Origin of the sequence: Vibrio sp. CDRSL-10 TSBA (genome assembly GCA_039696685.1) — a bacterium.
Lineage (GTDB): Bacteria > Pseudomonadota > Gammaproteobacteria > Enterobacterales > Vibrionaceae > Vibrio.
On sequence record CP155565.1, the window covers coordinates 884,304 to 908,205 of the forward strand.

The 23,902-nt window shown below is 48.9% G+C and carries 23 protein-coding genes and 3 pseudogenes; 15 read left to right on the forward strand and 11 right to left on the reverse strand.

What is annotated here, in order from left to right; translation table 11 throughout:
- Positions 1-4: 4 nt before the first annotated feature.
- The 5 genes from ABDK09_04325 to garD form a co-directional block, all read right to left on the reverse strand.
- Complete coding sequence (locus ABDK09_04325; protein ID XAW87468.1) at positions 5-439, reverse strand: thiamine pyrophosphate-binding protein; 435 nt, start codon at positions 437-439, stop codon at positions 5-7.
- 259 nt (positions 440-698) lie between these two features.
- Positions 699-998 carry a hypothetical protein gene (locus tag ABDK09_04330; GenBank protein XAW87469.1) on the reverse strand — a complete coding sequence of 100 codons (300 nt, stop codon included), beginning with the start codon at positions 996-998 and terminating at the stop codon, positions 699-701.
- Complete coding sequence (locus tag ABDK09_04335; protein ID XAW87470.1) at positions 976-1,110, reverse strand: hypothetical protein; 135 nt, start codon at positions 1,108-1,110, stop codon at positions 976-978. Before ABDK09_04335 ends, ABDK09_04330 begins: the two co-directional genes overlap by 23 nt.
- 169 nt (positions 1,111-1,279) lie before the next feature.
- Positions 1,280-2,317: a hypothetical protein gene (locus ABDK09_04340; protein XAW87471.1), complete on the reverse strand. Its 1,038-nt coding sequence runs from the start codon at positions 2,315-2,317 to the stop codon at positions 1,280-1,282.
- 65 nt (positions 2,318-2,382) lie between these two features.
- A complete protein-coding gene (gene garD / locus ABDK09_04345; protein ID XAW87472.1) occupies positions 2,383-3,933 on the reverse strand; it encodes a galactarate dehydratase in 1,551 nt (516 codons plus the stop codon).
- 515 nt (positions 3,934-4,448) lie between these two features.
- Here garD and ABDK09_04350 point away from each other — a divergent pair.
- From ABDK09_04350 to map, 4 genes are all read left to right on the forward strand, one after another.
- Positions 4,449-5,345 (forward strand): D-glycerate dehydrogenase, encoded by an 897-nt coding sequence (locus ABDK09_04350; GenBank protein XAW87473.1) that lies wholly within the window; start codon positions 4,449-4,451, stop codon positions 5,343-5,345.
- 288 nt (positions 5,346-5,633) lie between these two features.
- The gene (locus ABDK09_04355) at positions 5,634-6,077 is read left to right on the forward strand and encodes a GNAT family N-acetyltransferase (GenBank protein ID XAW87474.1); all 444 of its coding nucleotides are present in this window, start codon (positions 5,634-5,636) and stop codon (positions 6,075-6,077) included.
- Positions 6,078-6,264: 187 nt separating this feature from the next.
- Complete coding sequence (locus tag ABDK09_04360) at positions 6,265-8,301, forward strand: methyl-accepting chemotaxis protein (protein ID XAW87475.1); 2,037 nt, start codon at positions 6,265-6,267, stop codon at positions 8,299-8,301.
- Between the two features lie 283 nt (positions 8,302-8,584).
- A complete protein-coding gene (gene map / locus ABDK09_04365; protein XAW87476.1) occupies positions 8,585-9,382 on the forward strand; it encodes a type I methionyl aminopeptidase in 798 nt (265 codons plus the stop codon).
- A gap of 58 nt (positions 9,383-9,440) precedes the next feature.
- Here map and ABDK09_04370 read toward each other — a convergent pair.
- Positions 9,441-9,900: pseudogene (locus ABDK09_04370) on the reverse strand (GNAT family N-acetyltransferase).
- A gap of 269 nt (positions 9,901-10,169) precedes the next feature.
- Between ABDK09_04370 and ABDK09_04375 the strand changes: the two are divergent.
- Positions 10,170-11,550 (forward strand): annotated as a pseudogene (locus tag ABDK09_04375) (IS4 family transposase).
- Positions 11,551-11,609: 59 nt separating this feature from the next.
- Here the strand turns inward: ABDK09_04375 and ABDK09_04380 are convergent.
- The 4 genes from ABDK09_04380 to ABDK09_04395 form a co-directional block, all read right to left on the reverse strand.
- Positions 11,610-12,857 carry a dicarboxylate/amino acid:cation symporter gene (locus ABDK09_04380; protein ID XAW87477.1) on the reverse strand — a complete coding sequence of 416 codons (1,248 nt, stop codon included), beginning with the start codon at positions 12,855-12,857 and terminating at the stop codon, positions 11,610-11,612.
- 611 nt (positions 12,858-13,468) lie between these two features.
- The gene (locus ABDK09_04385; GenBank protein ID XAW87478.1) at positions 13,469-13,609 is read right to left on the reverse strand and encodes a hypothetical protein; all 141 of its coding nucleotides are present in this window, start codon (positions 13,607-13,609) and stop codon (positions 13,469-13,471) included.
- A gap of 21 nt (positions 13,610-13,630) precedes the next feature.
- A complete protein-coding gene (locus tag ABDK09_04390) occupies positions 13,631-14,602 on the reverse strand; it encodes a glucokinase (GenBank protein ID XAW87479.1) in 972 nt (323 codons plus the stop codon).
- Between the two features lie 224 nt (positions 14,603-14,826).
- On the reverse strand, positions 14,827-15,813 hold the full coding sequence (locus ABDK09_04395) for a LacI family DNA-binding transcriptional regulator (GenBank protein XAW87480.1): 987 nt from the start codon (positions 15,811-15,813) through the stop codon (positions 14,827-14,829).
- Between the two features lie 251 nt (positions 15,814-16,064).
- Here ABDK09_04395 and ABDK09_04400 point away from each other — a divergent pair, with 251 nt between their 5' ends.
- From ABDK09_04400 to ABDK09_04440, 9 genes and pseudogenes are all read left to right on the forward strand, one after another.
- Positions 16,065-16,811 (forward strand): Gfo/Idh/MocA family oxidoreductase, encoded by a 747-nt coding sequence (locus tag ABDK09_04400; GenBank protein XAW87481.1) that lies wholly within the window; start codon positions 16,065-16,067, stop codon positions 16,809-16,811.
- 16 nt (positions 16,812-16,827) lie between these two features.
- On the forward strand, positions 16,828-17,199 hold the full coding sequence (locus tag ABDK09_04405; protein ID XAW88455.1) for a Gfo/Idh/MocA family oxidoreductase: 372 nt from the start codon (positions 16,828-16,830) through the stop codon (positions 17,197-17,199).
- Positions 17,200-17,251: 52 nt separating this feature from the next.
- Positions 17,252-18,151 carry an MFS transporter gene (locus tag ABDK09_04410; protein ID XAW87482.1) on the forward strand — a complete coding sequence of 300 codons (900 nt, stop codon included), beginning with the start codon at positions 17,252-17,254 and terminating at the stop codon, positions 18,149-18,151.
- Positions 18,138-18,497, forward strand: coding sequence for an MFS transporter (locus ABDK09_04415; GenBank protein ID XAW87483.1), 360 nt, complete (start codon positions 18,138-18,140; stop codon positions 18,495-18,497). The genes ABDK09_04410 and ABDK09_04415 overlap by 14 nt, the downstream gene beginning before the upstream one ends.
- Positions 18,498-18,521: 24 nt before the next feature.
- Positions 18,522-19,577, forward strand: coding sequence for a sugar phosphate isomerase/epimerase (locus ABDK09_04420; protein XAW87484.1), 1,056 nt, complete (start codon positions 18,522-18,524; stop codon positions 19,575-19,577).
- Between the two features lie 21 nt (positions 19,578-19,598).
- On the forward strand, positions 19,599-20,024 hold the full coding sequence (locus ABDK09_04425; GenBank protein ID XAW87485.1) for a hypothetical protein: 426 nt from the start codon (positions 19,599-19,601) through the stop codon (positions 20,022-20,024).
- A 19-nt stretch (positions 20,025-20,043) separates the two neighbouring features.
- Positions 20,044-20,451, forward strand: coding sequence for a sugar phosphate isomerase/epimerase (locus tag ABDK09_04430; GenBank protein XAW88456.1), 408 nt, complete (start codon positions 20,044-20,046; stop codon positions 20,449-20,451).
- Positions 20,452-20,848: 397 nt separating this feature from the next.
- Entirely contained in the window at positions 20,849-21,856 is a 1,008-nt protein-coding gene (locus tag ABDK09_04435) for an MBL fold metallo-hydrolase (GenBank protein XAW87486.1), read from the forward strand.
- 208 nt (positions 21,857-22,064) lie between these two features.
- Positions 22,065-23,092: pseudogene (locus ABDK09_04440) on the forward strand (IS630 family transposase).
- 64 nt (positions 23,093-23,156) lie between these two features.
- Here the strand turns inward: ABDK09_04440 and ABDK09_04445 are convergent.
- A complete protein-coding gene (locus ABDK09_04445) occupies positions 23,157-23,387 on the reverse strand; it encodes a hypothetical protein (protein XAW87487.1) in 231 nt (76 codons plus the stop codon).
- Between the two features lie 28 nt (positions 23,388-23,415).
- Here ABDK09_04445 and ABDK09_04450 point away from each other — a divergent pair, with 28 nt between their 5' ends.
- Entirely contained in the window at positions 23,416-23,901 is a 486-nt protein-coding gene (locus tag ABDK09_04450) for a DUF3015 domain-containing protein (protein XAW87488.1), read from the forward strand.
- Position 23,902 lies beyond the last annotated feature (1 nt).

Genomic DNA, 23,902 nt, shown 5'->3' on the forward strand with positions numbered 1-23,902 from the left:
AACACTACATTCTTTGAATAATTCCTGGGGGTGAGTCTCCTGAAAATAATTGGTTCCTATTTCTGCAGAAGGGATATGCGCAGCAATCGCTAACACGGGAAACCCGATTACGGTGACAATCAAACAGGCCGTTAATCAAGTGCATATTGCCGGGCCCGCAAGAACCGGCACACACCGCCAACTGCCCGGACAGATGTGCCTCAGCGCCGGCAGCGAACGCCGCCACTTCCTCATGGCGGGTTCCCAGCCATTCGATCTGACCAATTTTTCTCAGGCTGTCACTCAGCCCGTTCAACGAGTCGCCTGTTACTCCCCAAATGCGTTCCACGCCAGCCTGGCGCAACGTATCTGCGATAAAATAGGCGATAGTTGGATTACTCATACGAAAACCTCCACGTCGGTGATTGATGCAAAAAATCTGCAAAGCAAAGGGGTGCATTCAAAAAACCGTGCGTGTCATCTCGTTTTTTATCATCCTCTCTCTATAAAACTTGTTCAATATCAATTTATTTGAATTTTTGTAATATTTTTTTATAAGAGATGCTTTTTTAGGCATAAAGGAAATAAGCAGATAGCAGATAGCAGATAACAGCCTAAGGTGCCGGTCAGCCGCACATAGGGTGAGCAAGAGGTCATTCGGACAAGGCAGAAGTCAGATAATGCTCCCGGCGAGCGGGAGCACATTGAGGGAAAGCAGGTTAAGAGATGATGCTGTAAAACTTCATGTCTGCGGTCAGTCTCTCGGCTTGATCCTGAATGACGTGATCCGGAACATTCTTCTTGTATTCATCACAACATTGATTCGTCATCACCATGCTGAAAACGGTGTATTGATGCTGTTCTGCCAACTGGTAAAAATATTCCATATCTTCACATTTGGAGAAGGAATTGGTGACCGCTATCTTGTCAGCCCCCTGCTCCATCAGGTTTTTGACTCCGTTGCGACAATACTCATCCGCATAAGGTTTTAATTTTTCATTCCATCGGTTTCTGGCCATACTGCCGATAGTAATCCCAGCACGAGACGATATTGTCATTGGCCAATAAGGTCCGGATAAATTCTGTTTTACCGGTGCCAAAAGGCCCACGAAGAATATACAGGTATTTCATGACATCTCCTCAAATCAAAGGGATAGAAACGCAGTTGTAATTGAGATCCGTCTTTCCGGAGCACTCAATCTTTGCAGCAAAAACGATGAACAGAAACATCGCCCCTGATGATTAAGCCCACAGAGTGGGCTTAATCATGGCTATCACCACCATAAAAAGCGAACTCTCGTCACTCGGTGATATTGGCAAGCACTTGTTTGTATTTATCGTTTTTCGCCTGCAGATGCTTGAGGGCATCCGCTGAATCGCGATAGTTAGGCACAAAGAAAGCCTTCTCAAACGTTTTTTGAATTTCGCCCTCGGCATAAATCTCTTTTAACGCTTTATCGATATAGGCAATCTGGTCTTTCGGCATCTTCTTGTTGTAGAGGAAGAAAAACTCTTTATCGAACGTGAAGTTACTTTGCGCATCCATCGGCACCACGACATTTGGCTCAGCATAAGAGAAAATCTGTTCCTGACTCAGACTACCAAACCCGTTTTTGTTGACGTCCGCAATGGTATCTTTGGTTGAAGTTAGCCAGACAAATTTCATCGCCTTCTGATCCGATTCAGGCAAGCGGGTAAATTGTTCATTCGCCGGTAAACTGCCCTGAATCATATCAGCCAGACCATCAAACAGCTGTTGGTTCTTATCAGCCTGAGAACCGGTATTCACCGCGATAAAATGACTTTCCTGACCCGGATACTTCATCTTAATGGCATTTTTCACCGCACTGTAGCCAATTTCAGAAACACCACCCGGTTGAATCGCTACGCGGATTTCTTTGCCTTCACCAACAGCATTGATGATGTCATCCAGCGTATTGTAGGGTGATTTTTTCGGCACAAGATAGGCGTTAGCCGGGTTAATCGCGAAAGTGGGACCAATAATATATTGGTTGAAAATATCGTAGTAACCGCGAGTGCCGTACAGATTACCCAAGTATGACTGATCGTGAAAAATCATGATGGTACTGCCGTTGCCAACACGTTTCAGCGTGCTGAATGCTGCACTCGATCCCACCGCATCCACCTTGATGTTGGTATCAAGTTTTTTTGCCAGCGCATCAGAAATAATGGCGGCGGCCTGATACGTATCGCCTCCGGTCGATTTCGAGCCGATCACCACACGGATATTGCCAAAGTTCGGCTTATCAGCACTCATCGCGACCATAGGCAATGCCATCAAAGAGAAGGCAATCGCATGTTTAATCAGTTTTTTCATAAATTCCTCTCGTTTCACGTTAATTGTTGTCTTTGTTATATCTCTTCTATCGGTTATCTCAGTTATCAGGTTACAGGAGCCGGATTAAACACAGCCAGTGCGTTATGCAAGCCCCACTGGTCGGAATACGTTTGCTTATCACCGCTCGCCACGGCCAGAATGTGATTGAAAATTTCCCAGCCCATCTCTTCGAGTGAGCTTTCTCCGGTCGCCACAGTACCGGCATTGATATCCATCAGATCATGCCAGCGGCGCGCCAACGAAGAACGAGTCGCCACCTTAATGACAGGCACGGCTTCCAGTCCGTAAGGTGTCCCACGGCCGGTAGTAAAAACCTGTACCGTGATCCCCGATGAGACTTGCTGAGTGCCGCAGACAAAATCGCTGGCAGGCGTAGCAGCAAAAATTAGACCTTTGCGGGTCGGACGCTGCCCCGGAGAAAGAACTTCAACAATCGCGCTGCTGCCGGACTTGGCAATAGACCCGAGCGCTTTCTCAACCACGTTGGCCAACCCGCCTTTTTTGTTACCCGGAGAAGGGTTTTCTCTGCGATCGGTTTTGCCGAGGCTGAGATAATGATCGTACCAGGCCATCTCTTCCATCAGGCGCCGGCCAACCTGCTCATCAATACAACGGGGTCCTAACAGATAAACCGCATCACGCACTTCGGTGACTTCCGAAAACATCACGGTGGCGCCGCAGCGGACCAACAAATCAGACGCATAACCCACTGCCGGGTTAGCCGTGACACCTGAAAATGCATCACTGCCGCCACACTGCATGCCCACGACCAGCTCAGATACCGGACAATCTTCACGCTGACGCTGATTGAGTTTTTTCAGATGCATTTCAGCGGTTGCCAGAATGCTGCGCACCATGGATTGAAAACCAATATGGTTATCGCTTTGCAGGGAAATGATACTTTCGGGTGCGACGTTAATCGTCTCAACATCATCCGTTCCCTGCAGGAGTCTTTCCGGTTGTAATTTTTCACAACCGAGGCCAACTACCATGACCTCGCCGCCGAAGTTGGGGTTCAAAGCCAGATTATGTATGGTACGGATCGGCACTACCGACGCAGGCGCATTGATGGCGACACCACAACCATACAAATGGTTGAGTGCGACTACACCATCAACGCTCGGATACTTAGGCAGCAGATCCTGTTTAATCAGGTTCACCACGTAATCAACCACGCCGGCAACACAATGAACGCTGGTTGTAATACCGAGCAGATTTTTTGTACCGACGCTGCCGTCCGCATTGCGATAGCCTTTGAAGGTGTAATCTGACAAAGGAGGCAGTGGTTCGGGGACTTTGGTCGCGAGAGGAATGTCATCCAGTGGCGGGGCTTCCGGAATGTCGACTAAAAATTCGTTGATCCATCCCCCCTTCGGGATTGAAGCGTTAGCAAAGCCAATCACTTCACCATAACGCACGATGGGATCGCCGGGAGCGAATGGCACCAGAGCCACTTTATGGCCTTCAGGAATGTCTTCCTGTAAGGCGAAATCGTTATTAAATAAGGTTCCCTGCGGCAAACCACCATCGTTGACCACAATAGCGACATTGTCTTCCGGATGAACTTTGATATAGCGAGGCAGCACATTTTTCATAATCTGACTTCTTATTTTTATTCAACTCATAAAAATTAAAACATCAGACCCTGCATAACATCAGAACTATTATCAAAAAGTTCACTTTTTATTCAGTCCGGTTTTGTAATAACTCACAAAGGCAGAGATACACATCACAAGCGGCCCGTAAAAATAGAACTTTGGTCTAAGAGCTACTCAATGTCACTAAATTTTAATAATTAAAATATAGTTATATAAAGAGATCTCAATCACAAATAAAATCACATCACCATCGCATGGAATTAACTCATCACTGTTTATGCATAAAACTCATTTTAACTACCAGTTATTCACTAATTTAACTTATTCAATAAAATCATTTGCAATAATTTAGAATGATCATACAGTGGCATAATAAATCATCTAACCATAGTCAGTTGGCTTTAATAGACCGAAAATATATATAGTGATGTGATTAATCACTATGCACATACGGTTTTTACATGTCCCCTGATTTAATGCCGTCCTACTTCACTAAAATCAGGAGATTGGTAATGAAACCCAATGTTGTACTGTATAAATCCATTCCGGATCTGGAACTCAATAAGTTACAACGTCATTTTAACCTGACCTGCTTCGATGGCGTGGATGCGAAAAACCGTGACCAATTTCATCATGCTATCACCTATGCCGAAGGCATTATTGGCTCGGGGGTCAATATGCCGGCACAGCTGCTCGATACCGCCACCAATCTCAAAGCCGCAGCAACCATTTCCGTCGGTACGGATCATTTTGATCTTGATTACCTTACCCAGCGCGGTATCCCGCTGATTCATACACCTGGCGTATTAAACGAAACGGTAGCCGATACGGTGATTCTGTTGGCATTAGGCGCCGCCCGCCGCGCGGTTGAACTCTCTAATATGGTTCTGGATGGACGCTGGACACAAAACATCGCAGAGCAACATTTTGGGGTTGATCTGCACGGCAAGACCATGGGCATCATCGGTATGGGTCGTATTGGCTGCGCAGTCGCAAAACGTGCCCATCATGGCTTTGGTATGTCGATTTGCTATCACAATCGCTCCGCTAACCCGGAAGCAGAACAGGATTTCGCGGCTCAGCGTCTGGAACTGGATGAGTTACTGCAAGTATCGGACTTCATCGTTGTGCTGGTGCCTCTCAGTGAGCAAACCAACAAATTGATTGGTGAGCCGCAGTTTGCCCGGATGAAACCCAGTGCTGTCTTTATCAACGCGGCACGCGGTAAGGTTGTCGATGAAGAAGCCATGATCACGGCTCTGAAAAACAAGGTGATTCGGGCTGCTGGGCTGGATGTGTTCGACGTTGAACCTCTGCCCGCCAGCTCTGAGCTCACCAAACTCGACAACGTATTTTTGCTGCCGCATATCGGTTTCAGCGACCGGCCAGACCCGCCTGGCGATGGTTGAGTGTGCAGTTGACGGTTTTATCGCCGCCATGCATGGCGACTATTCGCAAGCGTGCGCCAACCAAAAAAGCTTAGAGGCCATGGCAGAGACCTGAACGCTCGCCAGGGTGGCGTATTTGGTATGATCAGATACATTGAACATATTAATACTTTATCCTGCATTAACTTGGTATCGTTCATAGTGAGCGCAGGATACACTGATGCCTGTTGATAGCCATCTTTCGTCTTTGTCCTGACTTTTTATTTGGACCTGATTCTGATTTGGGCCAGATTTTCTATATGGAACAGTATGAAGCTCTCTTTACGCCCCGCGACCAACGCAGATTATCTGTTCGCGTTTGAACTCAAAAAACTGTGCGAGCAGGATGTCATTACCCGGCAATTTGGCTGGGATGAAGAACTGCAGCTGGAGTTACATCGTCAGGAATGGCGCTCGGGTCTGCCGACCCTGATTTGTGCTGACGGAGTTGCGGTCGGCACCTTTCGTCTTCATCTTCATGATGAGCGCTTTCATTTCTCACGCTTTTTTGTTCTCCCCGCCTATCAAAACCAGGGGCTGGGCAGTGAAATACTGACATTCGTGACGAAACGCTGCACCCAGTTACAACGTGCCTGCCTGCTGTGCTGCATTCAGGGTAACCGTGCGACTGAGCTGTATCAACGTTTTGGGTTCACGACTTATCGCCAAGATTCTCAATTTATTTATATGAAATTTCAGCCAATCGCTGATTAATGGTCTTTTCTTTCACTGATTCCTGAGCTTTCTCTTGGTTCTCCCTGAATTATTCTTAGTTACTAAGCAAAACAAATTAAGTTGCCCGAAATCAAAGTGCTACTGAAATCACTCCCTTATAGTCAGCCCATGGACTGCTTAGCCAGGCAGTAACAACAAGAATAATATTCATCAGAAGAGACTAACCATGATTCAGTACTACAAAAATAAAACGGTCGGGTTCCAGCTTAGGGCCGTCATGGCCGTATGTTTGCTGCTCGCCTTTAGCAGTATTGCGGCGCTGGTTTACCGTAACGCATCTGCTGTTTTGTTAGAGGTAACCTTAAAAGAGCAGCAATCCAAAATCGATGCGATGTCTAAAACCATTGCGGAACAATTTGATGCATACCTGACAACAGCCCGGGTACTGGAAGCCAGTTTCCAACACGGCTACCTGCAAGGTGCGGTACAAGCCGGCAATGCGACCACTTTTCGCGGTCATCAGGTACGCGATCTGCGTCTCAACGGTGACAGCTTGCTGGATAACAGCCAGATTGTCGACGGTTTTAGCCACGACACCGGCGCTGTCGCAACCCTGTTCGCAGCATCCGATAATGACTGGCTACGTATTGCCACATCGCTTAAAGACAGTGCCGGTAATCGCGTTATCGGCACCTTCCTTGGACGAAACCACCCCGGATTCCGTCAATTGTCACAAGGGCAGCCCTACTACGCTCAGGTCAGTCTGTTTGGCGAACGCTACATCACGTATTACTCACCGATCAAAGATCTTGAGGGCCAGGTCATCGCCATCTCTTTTATCGGACTTCCGGTCGAGGACGCTGCCCAAGATATCTTTAGTGCGCTGAAAAACATCGCCTGGGGTGATACCGGCTACACCATGATCGTTGACAATAGCAGCACTCAGCGCGGCCATTATCTGTTGCATCCGACGCTGACAGGCAGCAGTACCACACTGCTGGATACCACAGACGCTAATGGTGAAAAACCGTTTAGTGCGGTATTTGAGCAACAAAGCGGACTGATTCTCTATCCTGAGCGTCAACAAGGCAACGTGGCTGAAAAATACCTGGTGTTCTCTACCATTGAAGGCTGGAACTGGAAAGTGCTGGGCGGAACGTATACCTCTGAAGTGACCAAAGCCAGCCGCGAACTGTTATTGTTAATCTCTGTTATTTCCGCCATCGGTGCTGCACTGACTTTCGCGGTGATCACTGTATTTATTATTCGCACCACCAAACCACTGACACTGTTGTCCGGTTACATGGATCGCCTCAATCAGGGCGAAGTGAGCCTTAATATTGCCAAAGGAAACTCACTCTCACGTAATGAAGTGACCCGCCTGACGAACAGTGTGGCCGACATGGCACAGCACCTGAATGAACTGGTGGGTGACATTCGTACCACCAGCGATCAGGTTCACAACCAATCCGCCAGCGTGTTGGGTGACGCGCGTCATAATCTCAAACAGGCTGACGCTCAGCAGCAGCAGGTCGAACAAGCCGTTGCAGCGATTGAAGAAATGGCCACCTCCGCACAGGCGGTTGCCCAACAGGTTGAAGCCATCGCCGGCAACGTCCGCGAAGCGGATATTAATGCCCAAAACGGTTTATCGATGGTGGAGATGGTCTGTATTGATGTGGCTCAGCTTAATGATCAACTTGATCAATCCGCTTCGGCTATCCATCAGGTCAGTGACGACAGTGCCAGTATTCATACCGTCACTAAAATGATTGACGAAATCGCCGAACAGACCAATCTTCTGGCCCTGAATGCCGCGATAGAAGCCGCCCGTGCCGGTGAACAAGGACGCGGATTTGCTGTGGTCGCCGATGAAGTTCGAACTCTCGCCCATCGCACTCAGGTGTCGGTCAAAGATGTGGTCAGTATTATTGATAAACTGAGAACATCTACCGATAACGCCGTATCTCTGATGCAATTAAGTCAGAACAGCGCTGATGCGGTACTGAATAAAGCGCAGGAAGCCGGTCATTCACTAGAGTCTATCGCCGAGCAGGTGCGTGACATTGCCGGTCAGTCTGATGCGATTGCGGCAACTGCAGAGCAGCAAGCTCAGGTTTCTCAGGAAGTGGCGGTGAGCGCTGCCGAAATCAGCCAGCTCAATAGCTCAAGTCGTGAGACGACAGCGCAAACATCACAAAGCGCTGAAGACTTATCCCAGTTAGCCACTCACCTTAAACAACAAGTCAGCTTTTTCAAATAAGCGTCAGCTCGTCCGGATGGCAAATTGCGATCCGGACGAGCGTTTTTCATCCCGGCGTCACGCTGTTCAGTTCGAATTAAGTCCAATCGATTGTTATAACATCCGCTTTATCTTGACGCCTTTCCGACAACTCATACAATCAAGCTATTAGTCATTAAGCTGCAGACACCGCCACACCAACTGTTTTTGTACATCCGATACCTGCCGCGCGAACACGTCCCCAAAAAATGGGCCGCAAGCTGCTCGCTGGATCTGATACAAAAACTAGCGTAAGGAAACCGCTATGGACAGAACGGTACACATCAAAAACGCGCAGGAAATCGCACTAATGCGCGAAGCGGGCCAACGGCTGGCACAAGTGTTTGATATGCTTGATGAGTTCGTCATTCCCGGCCGTTCAACCATGGAAATCAACCATCGGGTTGAGGAGTTTATTGTCCGAACTTTGGGCGCACGCCCCGCCAGCAAAGGGCAATATGGCTATCCGTATGCGATTAACAGCTCTGTTAATGAAGTTGCCTGCCACGGCGTACCACACCCCGACCAGATCCTGAGCGAGACAGACATCATCAACCTGGATGTCACACTCGAACATGGCGGTTTTATTGTTGATTGCAGTAAAAATTATCTGATGCCGAACGCCGGCGTGGCCGCCAGGGCATTGGTCAGTGCTAGTCAACAGGCATTGTGGGCAGGGATCCGGCAAGTCAGGCCCGGCGCCATGCTGGGTGATATTGGTTACACGATCCAGCGTTTTGCTGAATCGCATGGTTACAGCGTTGTTCGGGAATACTGTGGGCACGGGATTGGCCGCGAAATGCACGAAGCACCGCAGGTTTTACATTACGGCCTGCCCAACCGCGGCCTGACACTGCGTGAAGGGATGGTATTTACCATCGAACCCATCCTCAATCTTGGCAGTGACAAAGTCTATACCCGACAAGATGGCTGGAGCGTCGCGACTTCAGATAATCAACTCTCTGCCCAGTCAGAGCACACGGTACTGGTTACCGCCAATGGCTATGAAGTCCTTACCGCTCAGCGTCCAATGAGCTCACCAACAGCTGAACGCCACAGTTAAGTAACACGGAACTGATTAGCCCTGCGCCAGACAGGCTTTACGTACACTGACTTAAACGCTACACATCGACGTGGCGGGCAATCATAATCACTTCGTCGGCGCTGTAGAGATCGCTCAGTGTCGCTTCGACTTCCGCGCCTAGTGCCTGGCGATACAGATTCTGTGCCCGGTTATCGGCCCGGGTAGTGATAAGGATATGTTTCAGAGTGGATCCCTGATTGCGTAACTGCTCTTTCACCAAAGGCAGGGAATCTGTCAGTAACTGACGACCAATCCCCTGGCCCTGATAAGAAGGTTCAACGGCCAGTTGTTCCAGTTTCCAGCACGACCTGAGGACGAAAACCGCTTTTCTGCGCCCAGATGATATAACCGACCACTTCCCCTCGTTTCTCTGCGACCAGACAAAATGTGCGTGGCGCGGCTTTGAAACTGCACTGGAGCCATTGCTGTGAATATTGCTGACGCGGAAAAGCCACCTGATGAATCAGAGCGGCCCCGGGAACATCCTGCGCCAACATAAAACGAACTGCCATAATCACCTCTGTTTCGGTTTTGTGCCTGACCACGATACCACTGCACAAATCAAATTTCTTTTACTTTTCAAAGGCTATTTCCATTACATAACAATCACCACCGCCCAAGGCGGTGGTTTAGGGATGACAATAAAAAGCCCCGGCACAGACCCTGTCTTTCCTACACAAATCCCTCGATGAAAGTTGAGGGATTTTTTTTTGAATTTTTGTCGATTTTTATGATCTCAACAAAAAACAAAGTGTTGAGGTAAAGTATGGTGTTTTTAACAGATGCAGAGCAATGGGCGACTGAGACTTTTTCACAAGCTAATCTCGGAGATCTTAGACGAACCAAACGTTTAGTTAAACTCACCGCATCTCTTGCTAATCACGTAGGGCAGTCTATTGTGCAATCTTTAAAATCTCCTTCTGACATTGAAGCCGCTTACCGTTTTACCCGCAATCACGCTATTGACTCTCAATCGATTGCAGAAGCAGGCTTTGCCGCAACGGCCGAAACTGGCTCAATCTTATGACTGTCTACTGGCTTTGGAAGATACAACCTCACTGGACTTTACCCATCGAACCGTCAGGGATGAAATGGGATATACCACCTCTAGGAAAAGCGCCAAAGGCATGCATGCTCACTCCGTGTTGCTGTTTGCTCCCGAGGAGAAGCAGGTTGTGGGGTTGATTGAGCAGGAGCGCTGGATAAGGGACATGAGCTTATATGGAAAGAAAGCTCAGCGAGGTAACCGAGCCTATGAAGAGAAGGAAAGCTTTAAATGGGAACGTGCGTCGAGAGCCATGGAAAAACGTCTCGGCTCAGTGATAGACAAGGTTATCTCCGTCTGTGACAGAGAAGCCGACATCATTGAATACCTGACCTATAAAATGACCAACCGACAACGCTTTGTCGTCCGATCGATGCAAAGCCGGTGCATCGAAGAGAGTACAGACAAGCTGTACTCATTTAGTGATGCCTTACAGCCCGCAGATGAAAGAAAAGTTCAGGTTAAGCAACGAGGAGGACGTAAAGCTCGAGAGGCTATCTGCGAAGTTCGATATGCCCCAATCACCATCAAAATGCCAGCAAACAAACGAGGTGAACCCGTCTCATTGTACTATGTGGGCTGTCAGGAAACGAATCACGAGCAGGCCCTTTGCTGGCATATTCTCACGTCAGAGCCAGTGTTGAGTAAAGAGGATGCTAAGCGTATCTTGGATTACTATGAAAAACGCTGGTTGATTGAGGAGTTCCACAAAGCCTGGAAAAGCGGAGGAACACAGGTTGAGGAGCTCCGTATGCAAAATAAAGAGAATTTAGAAAAGATGGTCGTCATCCTAGCGTTCATAGCCGTTCGTGTTCATCAACTGCGTTATCTTGGTCTGAACAAAAAAGAAGCGGAAAAACAGAGTTGTGAAACGCTCTTGAGTCCGGTTGCTTGGAAGCTACTTTGGTCAAAACAGGAAAAGACGCGCCCCCCTAAAAGAGCACCAAGTGTGTACTGGGCATACATCAATCTCGGCAAGCTCGCGGGATGGTATGACTCGAAACGTAATGGTCGTGTGGGTTGGGAGCGGTTATGGGAAGGATGGTTCTTATTACAAACCATCCTTGAAGGTTATCTGTTAGCCAAGTCTCTTGACCTATGAGATGTGATCAAGAGACAGGGCACAGACCGGGGCTTTACAGACATCAGGCGTTACGCTGATTAACTGTTATAAACAGTCTCGTCCAGTTCACGTTCGCTTTTCGCAACCAGAACCGCCACCATCATGTCACCACAAACGTTAATGGTCGTGCGCGCCATATCCAGAATACGGTCAATACCCGCCACAATCGCCAGACCTTCGACAGGCAGGCCAACCGTGCTCAGTACCAGAGACAACATGATAAGGCCCGCACCCGGTACACCTGCAGTACCAACCGAGGCCAGTGTCGCGGTCAGAATAATGGTCAGGTAGTCTGAGGTTTGCAGGTCGATACCAAACGCCTGCGCGATGAACAGCGCGCACACACCTTGGTACAGTGCAGTACCATCCATGTTAATGGTTGCACCCAGCGGCAGAACAAAACTCGACACACCTTCAGACACACCCATGTCCTGGCGAGACGCTTTAATTGTCGCAGGCAAGGTACCTGAACTGCTCGATGTGGTAAACGCAACCGCTGCAGGGTTAGTAATCGCACGCAGATATTTGATTGGGTTCAGTCGGCCCAGCAGGCTCAACACGCCTGAATAGAACACCAGCACGTGGATCAGCGCACCCAGATACACCGCACCAATCACTTTGATCAGCGGCAGAAGGACGTCAAGACCGTAAGTACCGGCAACCCAGGCCATCAGACCAAAGATGCCGTACGGAGCCAGTTTCATCACCAGTTCAGTCAGCTTGTACATGGCTTCCGCCAGGCTTTCAAACAGTTTCACTGCCGGTTCACCTTTTTCACCCACCAACACCAGGGAAACACCAAGACCAACCGCAAAAACGATGATTTGCAGAATGTTACCCGCCGCCAGAGCATTCACCGGGTTTTGCGGGATCATAGCCAACAGCGTCTGCACCAGAGGTGGCGCACTCTTACCGGCATCATCAAGATCTTTGGCAACCATGTTCAGTCCAGCGCCTGGCTCAAGCAGAGCAGAAAGGCCAAGACCAATGGCAATTGCAACGGCGGTCGTTCCCAGATACAACACCACGGCTTTGACGCCAATACGCCCCATCTTGCGGGTGTCTTTCATCGATGTAATACCAACGATCAGAGAACAGAACACCAGAGGCACGATCAACATTTTAATCGCGTTAATAAACAGAGTACCGATTGGCTTAAGCAATGCAGCACTTGGGCCCATCAGCGCGCCAACGATAATACCGGCCACCATACCAATCAGGATTTTTTTCCACAGCGCCATGCCTGACCAAAAACCCTTACGGGATGACTGTACTTGATTGTCCATTTCTTTCCTTGTGTGTTGATAGTGTAAACGACTAAAAAAAGCAAAGGCGCAATTACACAATAAAAGTCGCCTGACGTAAACTGTGATAAATGACTATTTTCACACCCTGACAAGGAATAATTATCCAACAAAACTGACTCAGATCCGGCTCAAATGCAACTTTACCCATATAAAGCATCAAATTAACGCTTAGTTATCAGCGGGCTACTTAACGTCACTGCCACCTCTGTCTTCTGACTTCGCAAACATAAATCTCAAATCTGCAACGTCCTGACCTCGGCCATAGCCACTCTCAGAACCCATAAAAAAACGCCGCCTGATCTGAGCCAGGCGGCGCTAGGGGTTTGCTTGGTAAGCCGCAACCCTGACGGGTCACAAACGGTCGGTATGACCCGCCGGGATGCTATGGCAGATAGGCACCGCCGCAGACAGGATTATACGTACCGGTAATATGCAGACTCGCCTCACTCGCTAAGTAGCGCACCGTGTTCGCCACTAGTGATCAGTGCGTTACGTTTTGTCATTGTGGCTCCTTATGAGTTACAGGTTTATGTGACAGCCTGTCTGGGCTTATTTCGCGTTAATATTGCTGATTGAGCTGACGCAGGTTGCTAATCACCCCCGACAACTGTTGCTTGCTGATTTGCAGTTTCTGACTGTTCTCTGCCCTGCTGAGCATCGTGCAGTACCCCTGCGGCGATTTCCGCATACTGCTCGACAATCGCCAGCGATTTTTCGGTCAGACGCACCAACTTACAGCGCCAGCCTTAGGATTAGTCGATGTTGTAGTTCAGTGCCTGGCGGACATAAGTACCGGCACCCAGTAACCCCGGCTCCTGATGCGTGATCAGGAAAACCGGAATCGATTTGAGGTAAGATTTAAAACGGCCCTTATCTTCAAATGCTACACGAAAGCCCGATTTTACAAACAGATCCTGCACTTTCGGTACAATACCACCAGCAATATAGACACCACCAAACGAACCGTTGGTTAATGCCAGGTTACCACCGAAGCGTCCCATTAAAATACAGAACAGGTTCAGGGTGCGCTCACAATCTTTGCACTCACCATTTAACGCTTGCTGCGTGATCATCGCCGGCGTCAGATCTTGCGGTGTTTCACCGCGATTACTGACCACAAAATCGTAAATATTACGAATTCCCTGCCCGGACAGACAACGTTCAGCAGAAACCCGGCCAAATTTGCTGCGCAGGTAGACCACCAGTTCATCTTCCTCAGGGGTACATGGCGCCAGATCAACGTGACCACCTTCGCCAGGAACACTGTGCCATAAGTTACCACCATGAATGAGCTGAGCCACACCCAGGCCGGTTCCCGCACCGTAAACCGCAATCGGCTTATTTTCTACCGGTTGGTCTCCGCCAATCTGGACTCGATCTGCCACTTTCAGGCTTGGTATCGCAAAGGAGACCGCGGTGAAATCGTTGATAACCTCAAGCACTTGTAAACCTAATTGGCTTTTCAGTTCCTGAATCGAAAATTCCCAGTCATGGTTGGTCATAGAAACCCAATCGCCGGTCACCGGGCAGGCGATCGCGATACAGGCCGAAGAAATGGTCGTATTGTGGCGTGCACGATACTGACGCATCACCGATTCCAGTGACTCATGTTCCGCCGCTGAATAGGTAACGATATCACTGATCTCACCCGTCGCTAATTCACACAACGCCAAACGGGCATTGGTTCCCCCAATATCACCGACCAAAGCAAACTGTTCCGACATGACCTCTCCTTTAAAACACGCAAAATCAACTGCATGGGCACGTTGACTATTATTTGGTTTATCAAATTAAATGTAACAAAAATGGAACGTTACATTTCAATACATAACTAGTCAACGCCCAGCGACCGTAATCGTGAGCGTTGCAACGAAATAATGATATTCAGATAGATAAAGAGTAGCAGCCAATGTCTGGCTAAATGCTGTTTGTTTCACAAAACCGCACGCTAAGCAGAGTGGCGCACCATTAGAGAATGGTGAATGATTTTTGAAGCAGCAGAGTGACCGTCAATACGCTGGGTGAGCATTTTCATCGCCGCCTGCCCCATCTCAAACGTAGGCTGCTGGATAGTCGTCAGTGACGGCTCGAACATGTCTGACAAAGGAATGTCATCGAATCCAATCACGGCCACATCTTGCGGTACAGCTTTACCCATACGGAACACTGCTTTCATGACACCAATCGCCAGGGTATCAGAGACAGAGAATATGGCGGTCGGCGGTTGAGGCAGGGTCATCAAACGGCGGGCTGCCAGTTCACCCAAGGGATAGTCAATGCCGCCCATGGACTGAATATAGCCTTCTTCAATGGTCAGCCCGGCACTTTCCATCGCGCTGATATAACCTTCGCGTCGCTGCTGCGCATAAATGTAGCGTTCATCCGAGTTGACCAACGCAATGCGTTTATGCCCTTTGGAAACCAGATACAGCACTGCATCTTTGGCGGCCTGTTTGTGGTCAATACTGACATAAGCGACCTGAGAGTCAGGCACATATTCCGAACAGGCGATCCACGGCAGATTGACGATACGTTCCGGCAATTCAAGCTGAGCGGTCATCGGATCGAGGCTGATGATCCCGGCCACCTGTTTCTGCTCCAGCATATCCAGGTACTTCAGCTCTTCCCAGCTATCACCCTGAGTGTTGGTGAGAATAACCGAGTAACTGTGTTCACGGGCCGCCGCTTCAATACCGTTGACGATACCGCTGTAAAACGGGTTTTCAATATTTGGCACCAACACCATCACCAGTTTAGTGCCATTCAGTTTCATGACTGGATTGCTTTCCGGTAGTTGGTAACCCAGGGCTTCGATGGCTTTTTTCACCTTGTCCCGGGTCTGCGGGCGAATCGACTGGCTGTCGTTCAAAACCCTTGAAACGGTGGCCGTGGAGACTCCGGCGTATTTAGCCACATCGGCGACAGAAGGACGCATAGACCTTTCTTACCTCTCTCTTACAACATGAAACAAATGTAACACGTATTGCATTGGCGCTCTATCTTTTCACTCGTACTTTGCAGTGCAAAAACAGGCCGTGATCCAACTCTCAAACCCGATTTAGATTGTGATACATGACAAAAAACGCATTTAAAGATCTCAGATTAATTTATCGAATCATCAATTTTGCGTTAGTTTGTATGTAACAAATGTAATGTTACATACACCAAGCAATAATGGAGCGTAGAATGAGTAAGTCAAGTATCAATGCAGTAATCATAGGAACGGGAATGATTGCCCACGTGCACTTCCGTTCTTTGAAAGCTGCTGGAGTAAATGTACTTGGGTTAGTGGACGCAAACCCACAACAAGCTCAGGCCATCGCCGATAAATGGGGTGTGATGGTATTTGATGACCTTGACCATGCCCTGCAAAGTGAAAAGGTTGACGTGGTACACATCTGTACCCCGAACCGTTTCCACCACCCGATGGCCAAAAAGGCGCTGCAAGCGGGTAAACATGTCATCTGTGAAAAACCACTTGCTACCAGCCTGGAAGATGCACTGGAGCTGCAGCAACTGGCTCAGGAAAAAGGCGTTGTCACCGGCGTACCTTTTGTATACCGCTACCACCCTATGGTGCGTGAAGCGAAAGCGCGTCTGGAAAGCGGTGAAATTGGTCTGCTGCACCTGATCCACGGCAGCTACCTGCAAGACTGGCTGCTGGAACAGACTGACAACAACTGGCGTGTGGACCCGAAACAAGGCGGCGCATCACGTGCGTTTGCGGATATCGGCAGCCACTGGTGTGATCTGATCGAGTGGATCACCGGTGAGCGCTTTGTCGACCTGACCTGCCATTTCCATACCGCACAGAAAGAGCGTTCTGCGAACGCAACAGAAACATTCAGTGATCGTGCTAAAGAAGCCGTCGGTGGTGAAAATGCCGCGGTAACCACTGAAGACATCGCGAAACCTGCTGCTGATTACCGATAAGAGCACACCGGCAACACTGACCGTCAGCCAGGTATCCGCTGGCCGCAAAAACCGCCTGTGGTTTGAAATCGACGGCAGCAACGCCAGCCTTGAATTTGACCAGGAAACACCAGAGCAACTTTGGGTAGGCAAACGTGATTCACGCACTCTGCTGGTGCGCGATCCAACCCAGGGCAGCGATGAACAGAAACGACTGTCACTGACACCTGCCGGCCATGCACAGGGCTACAGCCACTGTTTTGAAGCCTTTGTCAGTGATTTCTACGACACAGTATTAGGCCAACATCGTGAAGGTCTGCCGACCTTTGACGACGGCCTGCGTGCCGCCAAGCTGATCGACGCAGTATTAACGTCAAATCGAGACAGACGCTGGGTAACTATCGACTGACTGTAACACCGATTCGTGAAGCATCCCTACACCTATAAAAATGGATAATATTATGAACAACGACAAGTTTATTCTGCCTCGCTTGCGCGCCATGATGTTTTTGCAATTCTTCATCTGGGGCGCATGGTACACCTCCATCGCGGTTTACATGTCTCAAGTGGGCATGAGTGATCTGACTCACTGGCCATATACAGTGAACCCTCTTGCTGCGGTTATTGCCCCGTTTTTCATCGGCTTAATTGCTGATAAATACTTTTCGACCCAAAAGGTACTGGGTGTACTGCATCTGATTGGCGCAGTCTTCCTGTTTGCTGCACCGCAAACCATCTCCAATCCGACGGTGTTTATTGTGATTCTGCTGGCCTACAACCTGGCTTATATGCCAACGCTTGGCCTGTCTAACTCACTGGCATTTCGCAATATCAGCGATCAGGAAAAACAATTCCCGACGATTCGTGTGTTCGGCACCATCGGCTGGATTGTTGCGGGCCTGTTCATCAGTTTTGGTCTGGGTGGCTTCTTTGGTGTCGCAGCAGAGCAAACTGCTATGCCGCTTTACACTGCGGGCGTTGCCAGCGCTATTCTGGGTGTTTACAGCTTTATGCTGCCAGATACCAAACCGCTTGGTTCTGAAACCAAAACTTCATTTGCTGACATCGCAGGTCTGAACGTACTGAAAGATTTGGCAAGCCCGGCTTTCTTCGTCTTCATGCTGGCGTCTTTCCTGATTTGTATCCCTCTGGCGGCTTACTACAACTTCACTCAGCTGTTTTTAAGCTCAATGGATATGGCCAACATCGCCGGTATCCAGACTCTGGGTCAGTTCTCTGAAATCCTGTTCATGCTGCTGATGCCCCTCTTCTTCCGCCGTCTGGGTGTGAAATGGATGCTGGTTGTCGGTATGGCGGCCTGGGTTTCTGCGCTACGCACTGTTTGCAATGAGCGCACCTGACTCTGTGATGTGGATGATCATGATTGGTATTGCGCTGCACGGCGTATGTTACGACTTCTTCTTCGTAACCGGTCAGATTTACATCGACAAACAATGTAATGACAGCAACCGTGGTCAGGCTCAAGGTCTGCTGGTTCTGGTCACTTACGGTATTGGCATGCTGGTTGGTGCTCAGGTTGCAGGTGTGGTGTACAACCAGTTCCTGCAAGGCAATGCGCATCTGAGCGCGGACAACTGGGCAAGCTTCTGGTGGTTACCAGCCATGTTTGCCGGCGGTGTGGCGCTGCTATTCATTCTGTTCTTCAAAGAGAAGCGTACCACAGCACAGCAACACGCCAACGCCTAAACTCAATATTTAAGGTAATTGATTATGCAACAAATTAAAGGTCCTGCTATTTTCCTGGCACAGTTCATTTCCGACCAGGCCCCTTTCAATACTCTGGAAGGACTGGCGAAGTGGGCAGCAGACAAAGGCTACAAAGCGCTGCAGATGCCGACCCTGAACCCGGAGATTTTTGACCTGAAAAAAGCGGCTGAGGATCAGGATTACTGTAAGCAGATCCAAGCTTCATTAGCGGAATTTGGCCTGCAAATCAGTGAACTTTCAACTCACATTCAAGGCCAGTTACTGGCGGTTCATCCGGCTTACGAGCCTTTGATGGATCAATTTGCCCCTCAAGCGGTGCGCGGCGATGCCGCGGCCCGCTCTGCCTGGGCAACCGAGAAGCTGCTGCTGGCGGCAAAAGCCTCTGCTAACTTAGGCCTGAACGCGCACGCAACCTTCTCCGGCTCTCTGCTGTGGCCATACGTTTACCCGTGGCCGCAACGCCCGCAGGGTCTGGTAGAAGAGGGCTTTGCAGAGCTTGCGGCACGTTGGCTGCCGATTCTGGATGCTTTCGATGCGGCAGGTGTGGATGTCTGTTTCGAGCTACATCCGGGCGAAGATCTGTTCGATGGCACCAGCTTCGAGCGCTTCCTGGAAAGTGTCAATCACCACCCGCGTGCCAACATCCTGTATGATCCAAGCCACATGCTGCTGCAAGGCATGGACTACCTTGGCTTCATCGACCGCTACCACAGCCGCATCAAAGCGTTTCACGTGAAAGATGCAGAGTTCCGTGCCAGCGCGTCGCAAGGGGTGTACGGCGGTTATGCCGGATGGGTTGATCGCGCGGGCCGTTTCCGCTCACTGGGCGATGGCCAGGTCGACTTCGTACAGATCTTCAGCAAGCTGACCCAATACGGTTTCACCGGCTGGGCCGTGCTGGAATGGGAATGCTGCCTGAAAGATTCTGAGCAAGGTGCCACAGAAGGTGCCCCATTTATCCAGAAACACCTGATCGACCGGACTGAAAAAGCGTTTGACGACTTTGCCTCCGGTGCTCAGGAAAACAATCTCAACCGCAACCTACTCGGATTGAGCTAAATATAATAAAGGAACTTGAACATGAAACTGAATCACTGGCTGAAAACCGGCGTATTCTCAATCGGACTTTTAGCATCATCTCTGGCAATGGCGCACGCCAAACACCAGGAAGATATTTCTCTGCAAATGTACACCCTGCGTGATGTAGGTACTCTGGAAGAGCAATTTTCCATGGCTCAGCGCAGCGGCTTCCACGCCGTTGAACTGGTCGGCACCCAGGGTGTAGACAGCTATGAAATGAATCGTCTGCTAACTGCGCACCAACTCAATGCCATGGCTGCACACGTGCAGTTGGCTGATCTGCGCAACGATCTTGCGACAGTAATCAGCTTTAACCAGGCGATTGATAATAATGTGGTGATCATGCCTTGGCTGGCGGCAGAAGATCGCCCAAGCACAGCAGAAGGCTGGAAAGCTTTGGGTAAAGAAACTGGACGCGATCGGTAAAACACTGCGCCAGAATGGCATACAACTGGCTTACCATAACCACGATTTCGAAATGAAAAAGTACGACGGTAAACTGGCACTGGAATGGATTCTGGAAGGCAGCCACGCTGATAACCTGAAACTGGAACTGGATGCGGCCTGGGTATCTCGTGGCGGCCAGGATCCGGCCAAACTGATCAAGAAGTGGCGTAAGCGTATCTTCAGCCTGCATGTCAAAGACAACTCAGGTATCGGTACACATGATAATGAGCGTAACTTCACTGTGGTGGGTGACGGTATCATGTCGTGGCAAGATGAAGTTCTGCCTGCCGCGCAGAAAGCCAACATCCAGTGGTATGTTGTCGAACACGACCAACCTGCCGATGCGGAAAGCATTATTACTGAAGCCAATCAGTACCTGATTGAGCATCTGGATCAGCCTCACTGATCTCGGGGGAGAATCTTTGAGGCTATAATGCCTGATTTTTCAGGCTTCAAGGGCGGCATACTCCAGTGCCGCCCTTTTTTATCTTTTATTTCAGGTCATGGCCTAAGCCTCAGTAGGATTATTCCGCGTCATCGTCGCCCCTTAAACCAAAAGCTCACTTTCAGCGCTACTGGGAACCGCCTCAAATATGGGCTATCACGCGCTGATAAGGTCTCAGCCGGTGAGTAGAAATAGGCAACAATCAGAGAAGAATGGGTCTTTCTTCTCCACGCCGAGTTGATAACAATAGTTCACAGAATTGAGCGCAATGAGATAAGGGCAGAAACTGCTTAACGCCTGCTTAAGCTCCCCCCATTTCGTTGCACTCTCCCTGTTTAGCTGTAATTGCGGAGAACCAATGACACAGCCAAATTCTCAGACTATTGAACTGACAACAGTATCCAGCCGACCACGCTGGCAGCGTACCCGTAAGTTACTCAAAATCGTTACCGCTCTGCTGATACTCATCAGCGCTGCGATTTACCTCTATCTGCAGCAGGCACAATTTGCCGCGCCTCAGGTGAAGCCGGACAGCTACCAAGGCAAGTACGTTGATGGCATTTTTCACAACAGCGTCGATGTTCCCGTGTCGACCTCAACCGACGGTGCACTGGTCGGCTTTTACCGTTTTCTGACCGACAAAGTGACCGATGCGGTTCCGACCAGCGACCTGCCGTCGCAAAAGACCGATCTGTTCAGCCTCAATCCTCAGGATAACGTGATGATCTGGATGGGGCATTCCAGCTACTTCATTCAGCTAGATGGTACTCGTTATCTGATTGATCCCGTCTTCAGTGCTAACGCTTCACCAGTCCCGGAAACCAACCTTGCCTTTCCTGGCAGCAATGTGTATCAGGCTGAGGACATTCCTGACGTCGATTACCTGCTGATTTCTCACGATCACTGGGATCACCTCGACTATCCGACTATTCAGGCCCTGAAGAACAAAATCGGCCATATTATTACCCCGATTGGTGTCGGCTCCTACTTTACTCAATGGGGATTCAGTCAGGAAATGATCACCGAAGGAGATTGGTATGATGCGATTGATACTGAACAGGGACAGATTCATATTCTGCCGGCACAACATTTCTCAGGCCGTCTGCTGAAACGGAATCGAACCTTATGGGGCTCATTTGCCATCGTCAGCGGCCAACATAAACTCTACCTGGGCGGTGATAGTGGCTATGGAGAGCACTTTAAACAGATCGCAGACCAACTGGGTGGATTTGATATTGCGGTACTCGAGACCGGACAATACAACCAGAAACTGGCCCTTTATCCATATGATGCCCGAAGAGGTTGCTCAGGCAACCTTAGATCTCAACGCCAAAGCTCTGCTGCCTTCACACAACAGCAAGTTTAAGCTGGCGAAACACGCCTGGTATGAGCCACTGGATCGTATTCAAGCGGCGAGTGATGATAAAGACTACCGGTTAATGACTCCCATGATTGGCGAGACGATCCGAATCGATGATCCTAACCAAACCTTTGAGTCATGGTGGAAATCCTGACCCTAATTATACCAATCGCACTAATTTTATGATCTAATATCAGCTTCAATAGGAGCTGATATGACGACCCCTGATTTCCCAAAACTTATTCGTGAAACATCCGATGCTAGGATGCGTACAAGACTTCTTGCGATATCTCATTTCGTGGATGGAAAAAGCCGCACTCAGATCGCCAAATACTTAAAAACCAGCCGTACCAGTATCAATAACTGGGTTGCGGCTTATTTAAAGAATGGTATTGAAGGCTTGGTAGAAAAGCAGCATACAGGCCGTCCTTCACGACTGACTGAAGACCAGCTATCTCAGTTAAAGCTGTACATCACTTCCAATGCGATTAAGCCTGAAGGTGGCAGACTACAGGGGACAGATATTATTGAATTCATCCATGAGGAATTTGGCCTATCGTACAGCTTATCAGGCATATACAAGATATTGAGAAAGCTTGATTTAGTTTGGATAACAACGCGTTCAAAGCACCCAAAGCAATCTGTAGAAGCGCAAGAAGCTTTTAAAAAAATTCCCAATAGAAACGATCCTTAAGATCCCAGGACATGTTGCTTTAAAAGATGTTCAAATCTGGTTTCAAGATGAAGCCAGATTTGGCCAGCGCAACACAACAACTCGAATATGGGCAGAAAAAGGGACTCGTCCCAGAGCGGTACAACAACAGCAATTTGAGTATGCGTACCTATTTGGAGCGGTGTGCGTTAATACCGGAGAAACTGAAGCTATTGTTGTTCCGATGAGCAACATGGAAGCAATGAAAGAGCAACTCAGGCTCATTTCTCAATCAACCCCCGCAGACAAACATGCTGTCGTCATCATGGATCAAGCCAGTTGGCATCAAAGTTATCTTGCTGATTCATTCAAGAAACCTGACTGTCATTCATATACCGCCCTATTCACCGGAACTCAACCCAATAGAGCAGGTATGGAGTTGGTTGCGTCAGAACGAAATAGCCAATAGGTGTTTTGAATGTTACGACGATATTGTCGACAAGCTGTGTAGTGCTTGGAATCGCTTTTGTGCAGACAAAAGTCGAGTCATTTCGCTCTGCTTTAGAGATTGGACTATATTGACCAGTTAATTAGTGTGATTGGTATTACTAGTTGCTAGCAGTTAATTGTTAATTACTAACTGCTAACCGCTAATCACTCACAATGCCGCGTCCACCAACGCGGCATTTTTAATTTTTCTTGTACGTTTTGTGTACCATTAACCGTACGACGTTTAAAACCACAACCAACACCATTCGCGACATATTCAGGGCAATATTTGCCAAATCGCTTTGATTTTAATCCCATTTCGCCAACATGACATTGGAATATCACCGACTTTTTCCTATCTTCATCTAGTGGTAATGCGTTTTTTTTGACCACCACTTTTTGACCGAACTAAGGGATTATTAATATGAAAAAGTTATTCGCAGTGGCTACGTTACTCTCTACCCTACCGTTTGCGCAGGCCGCAATGGCTGATGATGATATTGGTTGTGGTTTGGGTACCATGATTTTTGACGGAAAATCCGGCAAAGTGGTAAAAGTGCTCGGCGCGACAACCAACGGTACTTCAGGTAACCAAACCTTTGGTATCACATTCGGTACACTGGGCTGTGACGGAACAGGCACTATCGACTCACGTCAGAAACTGGCGATGTTTATTGACGGTAACATGGACAATCTGGCACGTGATATGGCCAAAGGTCAGGGTGAAACACTGGCAACACTGTCTGAAGTCTGGGGCATCCCGAATGAAGATAAAGCCGACTTCAACACTATGGCAAAACAAAACTTTGCCGTGGTTTATCGTTCTGAAAACGTGACGTCCAACGAGGTACTGAATAACCTCAACACACTGATGTCGCACGATTCTAAGCTGTCTGCTTACGCAATGTAAC

What these genes read in the sequence shown, in the direction of transcription:
- ABDK09_04325 (XAW87468.1), bottom strand. Translation starts at nt 439, where the DNA reads ATGCACCCCTTTGCTTTGCAGATTTTTTGCATCAATCACCGACGTGGA.
- ABDK09_04330 (XAW87469.1), bottom strand. Translation starts at nt 998, where the DNA reads ATGGCCAGAAACCGATGGAATGAAAAATTAAAACCTTATGCGGATGAG.
- ABDK09_04335 (XAW87470.1), bottom strand. Translation starts at nt 1,110, where the DNA reads ATGAAATACCTGTATATTCTTCGTGGGCCTTTTGGCACCGGTAAAACA.
- ABDK09_04340 (XAW87471.1), bottom strand. Translation starts at nt 2,317, where the DNA reads ATGAAAAAACTGATTAAACATGCGATTGCCTTCTCTTTGATGGCATTG.
- garD (XAW87472.1), bottom strand. Translation starts at nt 3,933, where the DNA reads ATGAAAAATGTGCTGCCTCGCTATATCAAAGTTCATCCGGAAGACAAT.
- ABDK09_04350 (XAW87473.1), top strand. Translation starts at nt 4,449, where the DNA reads ATGAAACCCAATGTTGTACTGTATAAATCCATTCCGGATCTGGAACTC.
- ABDK09_04355 (XAW87474.1), top strand. Translation starts at nt 5,634, where the DNA reads ATGAAGCTCTCTTTACGCCCCGCGACCAACGCAGATTATCTGTTCGCG.
- ABDK09_04360 (XAW87475.1), top strand. Translation starts at nt 6,265, where the DNA reads ATGATTCAGTACTACAAAAATAAAACGGTCGGGTTCCAGCTTAGGGCC.
- map (XAW87476.1), top strand. Translation starts at nt 8,585, where the DNA reads ATGGACAGAACGGTACACATCAAAAACGCGCAGGAAATCGCACTAATG.
- ABDK09_04380 (XAW87477.1), bottom strand. Translation starts at nt 12,857, where the DNA reads ATGGACAATCAAGTACAGTCATCCCGTAAGGGTTTTTGGTCAGGCATG.
- ABDK09_04390 (XAW87479.1), bottom strand. Translation starts at nt 14,602, where the DNA reads ATGTCGGAACAGTTTGCTTTGGTCGGTGATATTGGGGGAACCAATGCC.
- ABDK09_04395 (XAW87480.1), bottom strand. Translation starts at nt 15,813, where the DNA reads ATGCGTCCTTCTGTCGCCGATGTGGCTAAATACGCCGGAGTCTCCACG.
- ABDK09_04400 (XAW87481.1), top strand. Translation starts at nt 16,065, where the DNA reads ATGAGTAAGTCAAGTATCAATGCAGTAATCATAGGAACGGGAATGATT.
- ABDK09_04410 (XAW87482.1), top strand. Translation starts at nt 17,252, where the DNA reads ATGAACAACGACAAGTTTATTCTGCCTCGCTTGCGCGCCATGATGTTT.
- ABDK09_04415 (XAW87483.1), top strand. Translation starts at nt 18,138, where the DNA reads ATGAGCGCACCTGACTCTGTGATGTGGATGATCATGATTGGTATTGCG.
- ABDK09_04420 (XAW87484.1), top strand. Translation starts at nt 18,522, where the DNA reads ATGCAACAAATTAAAGGTCCTGCTATTTTCCTGGCACAGTTCATTTCC.
- ABDK09_04425 (XAW87485.1), top strand. Translation starts at nt 19,599, where the DNA reads ATGAAACTGAATCACTGGCTGAAAACCGGCGTATTCTCAATCGGACTT.
- ABDK09_04435 (XAW87486.1), top strand. Translation starts at nt 20,849, where the DNA reads ATGACACAGCCAAATTCTCAGACTATTGAACTGACAACAGTATCCAGC.
- ABDK09_04450 (XAW87488.1), top strand. Translation starts at nt 23,416, where the DNA reads ATGAAAAAGTTATTCGCAGTGGCTACGTTACTCTCTACCCTACCGTTT.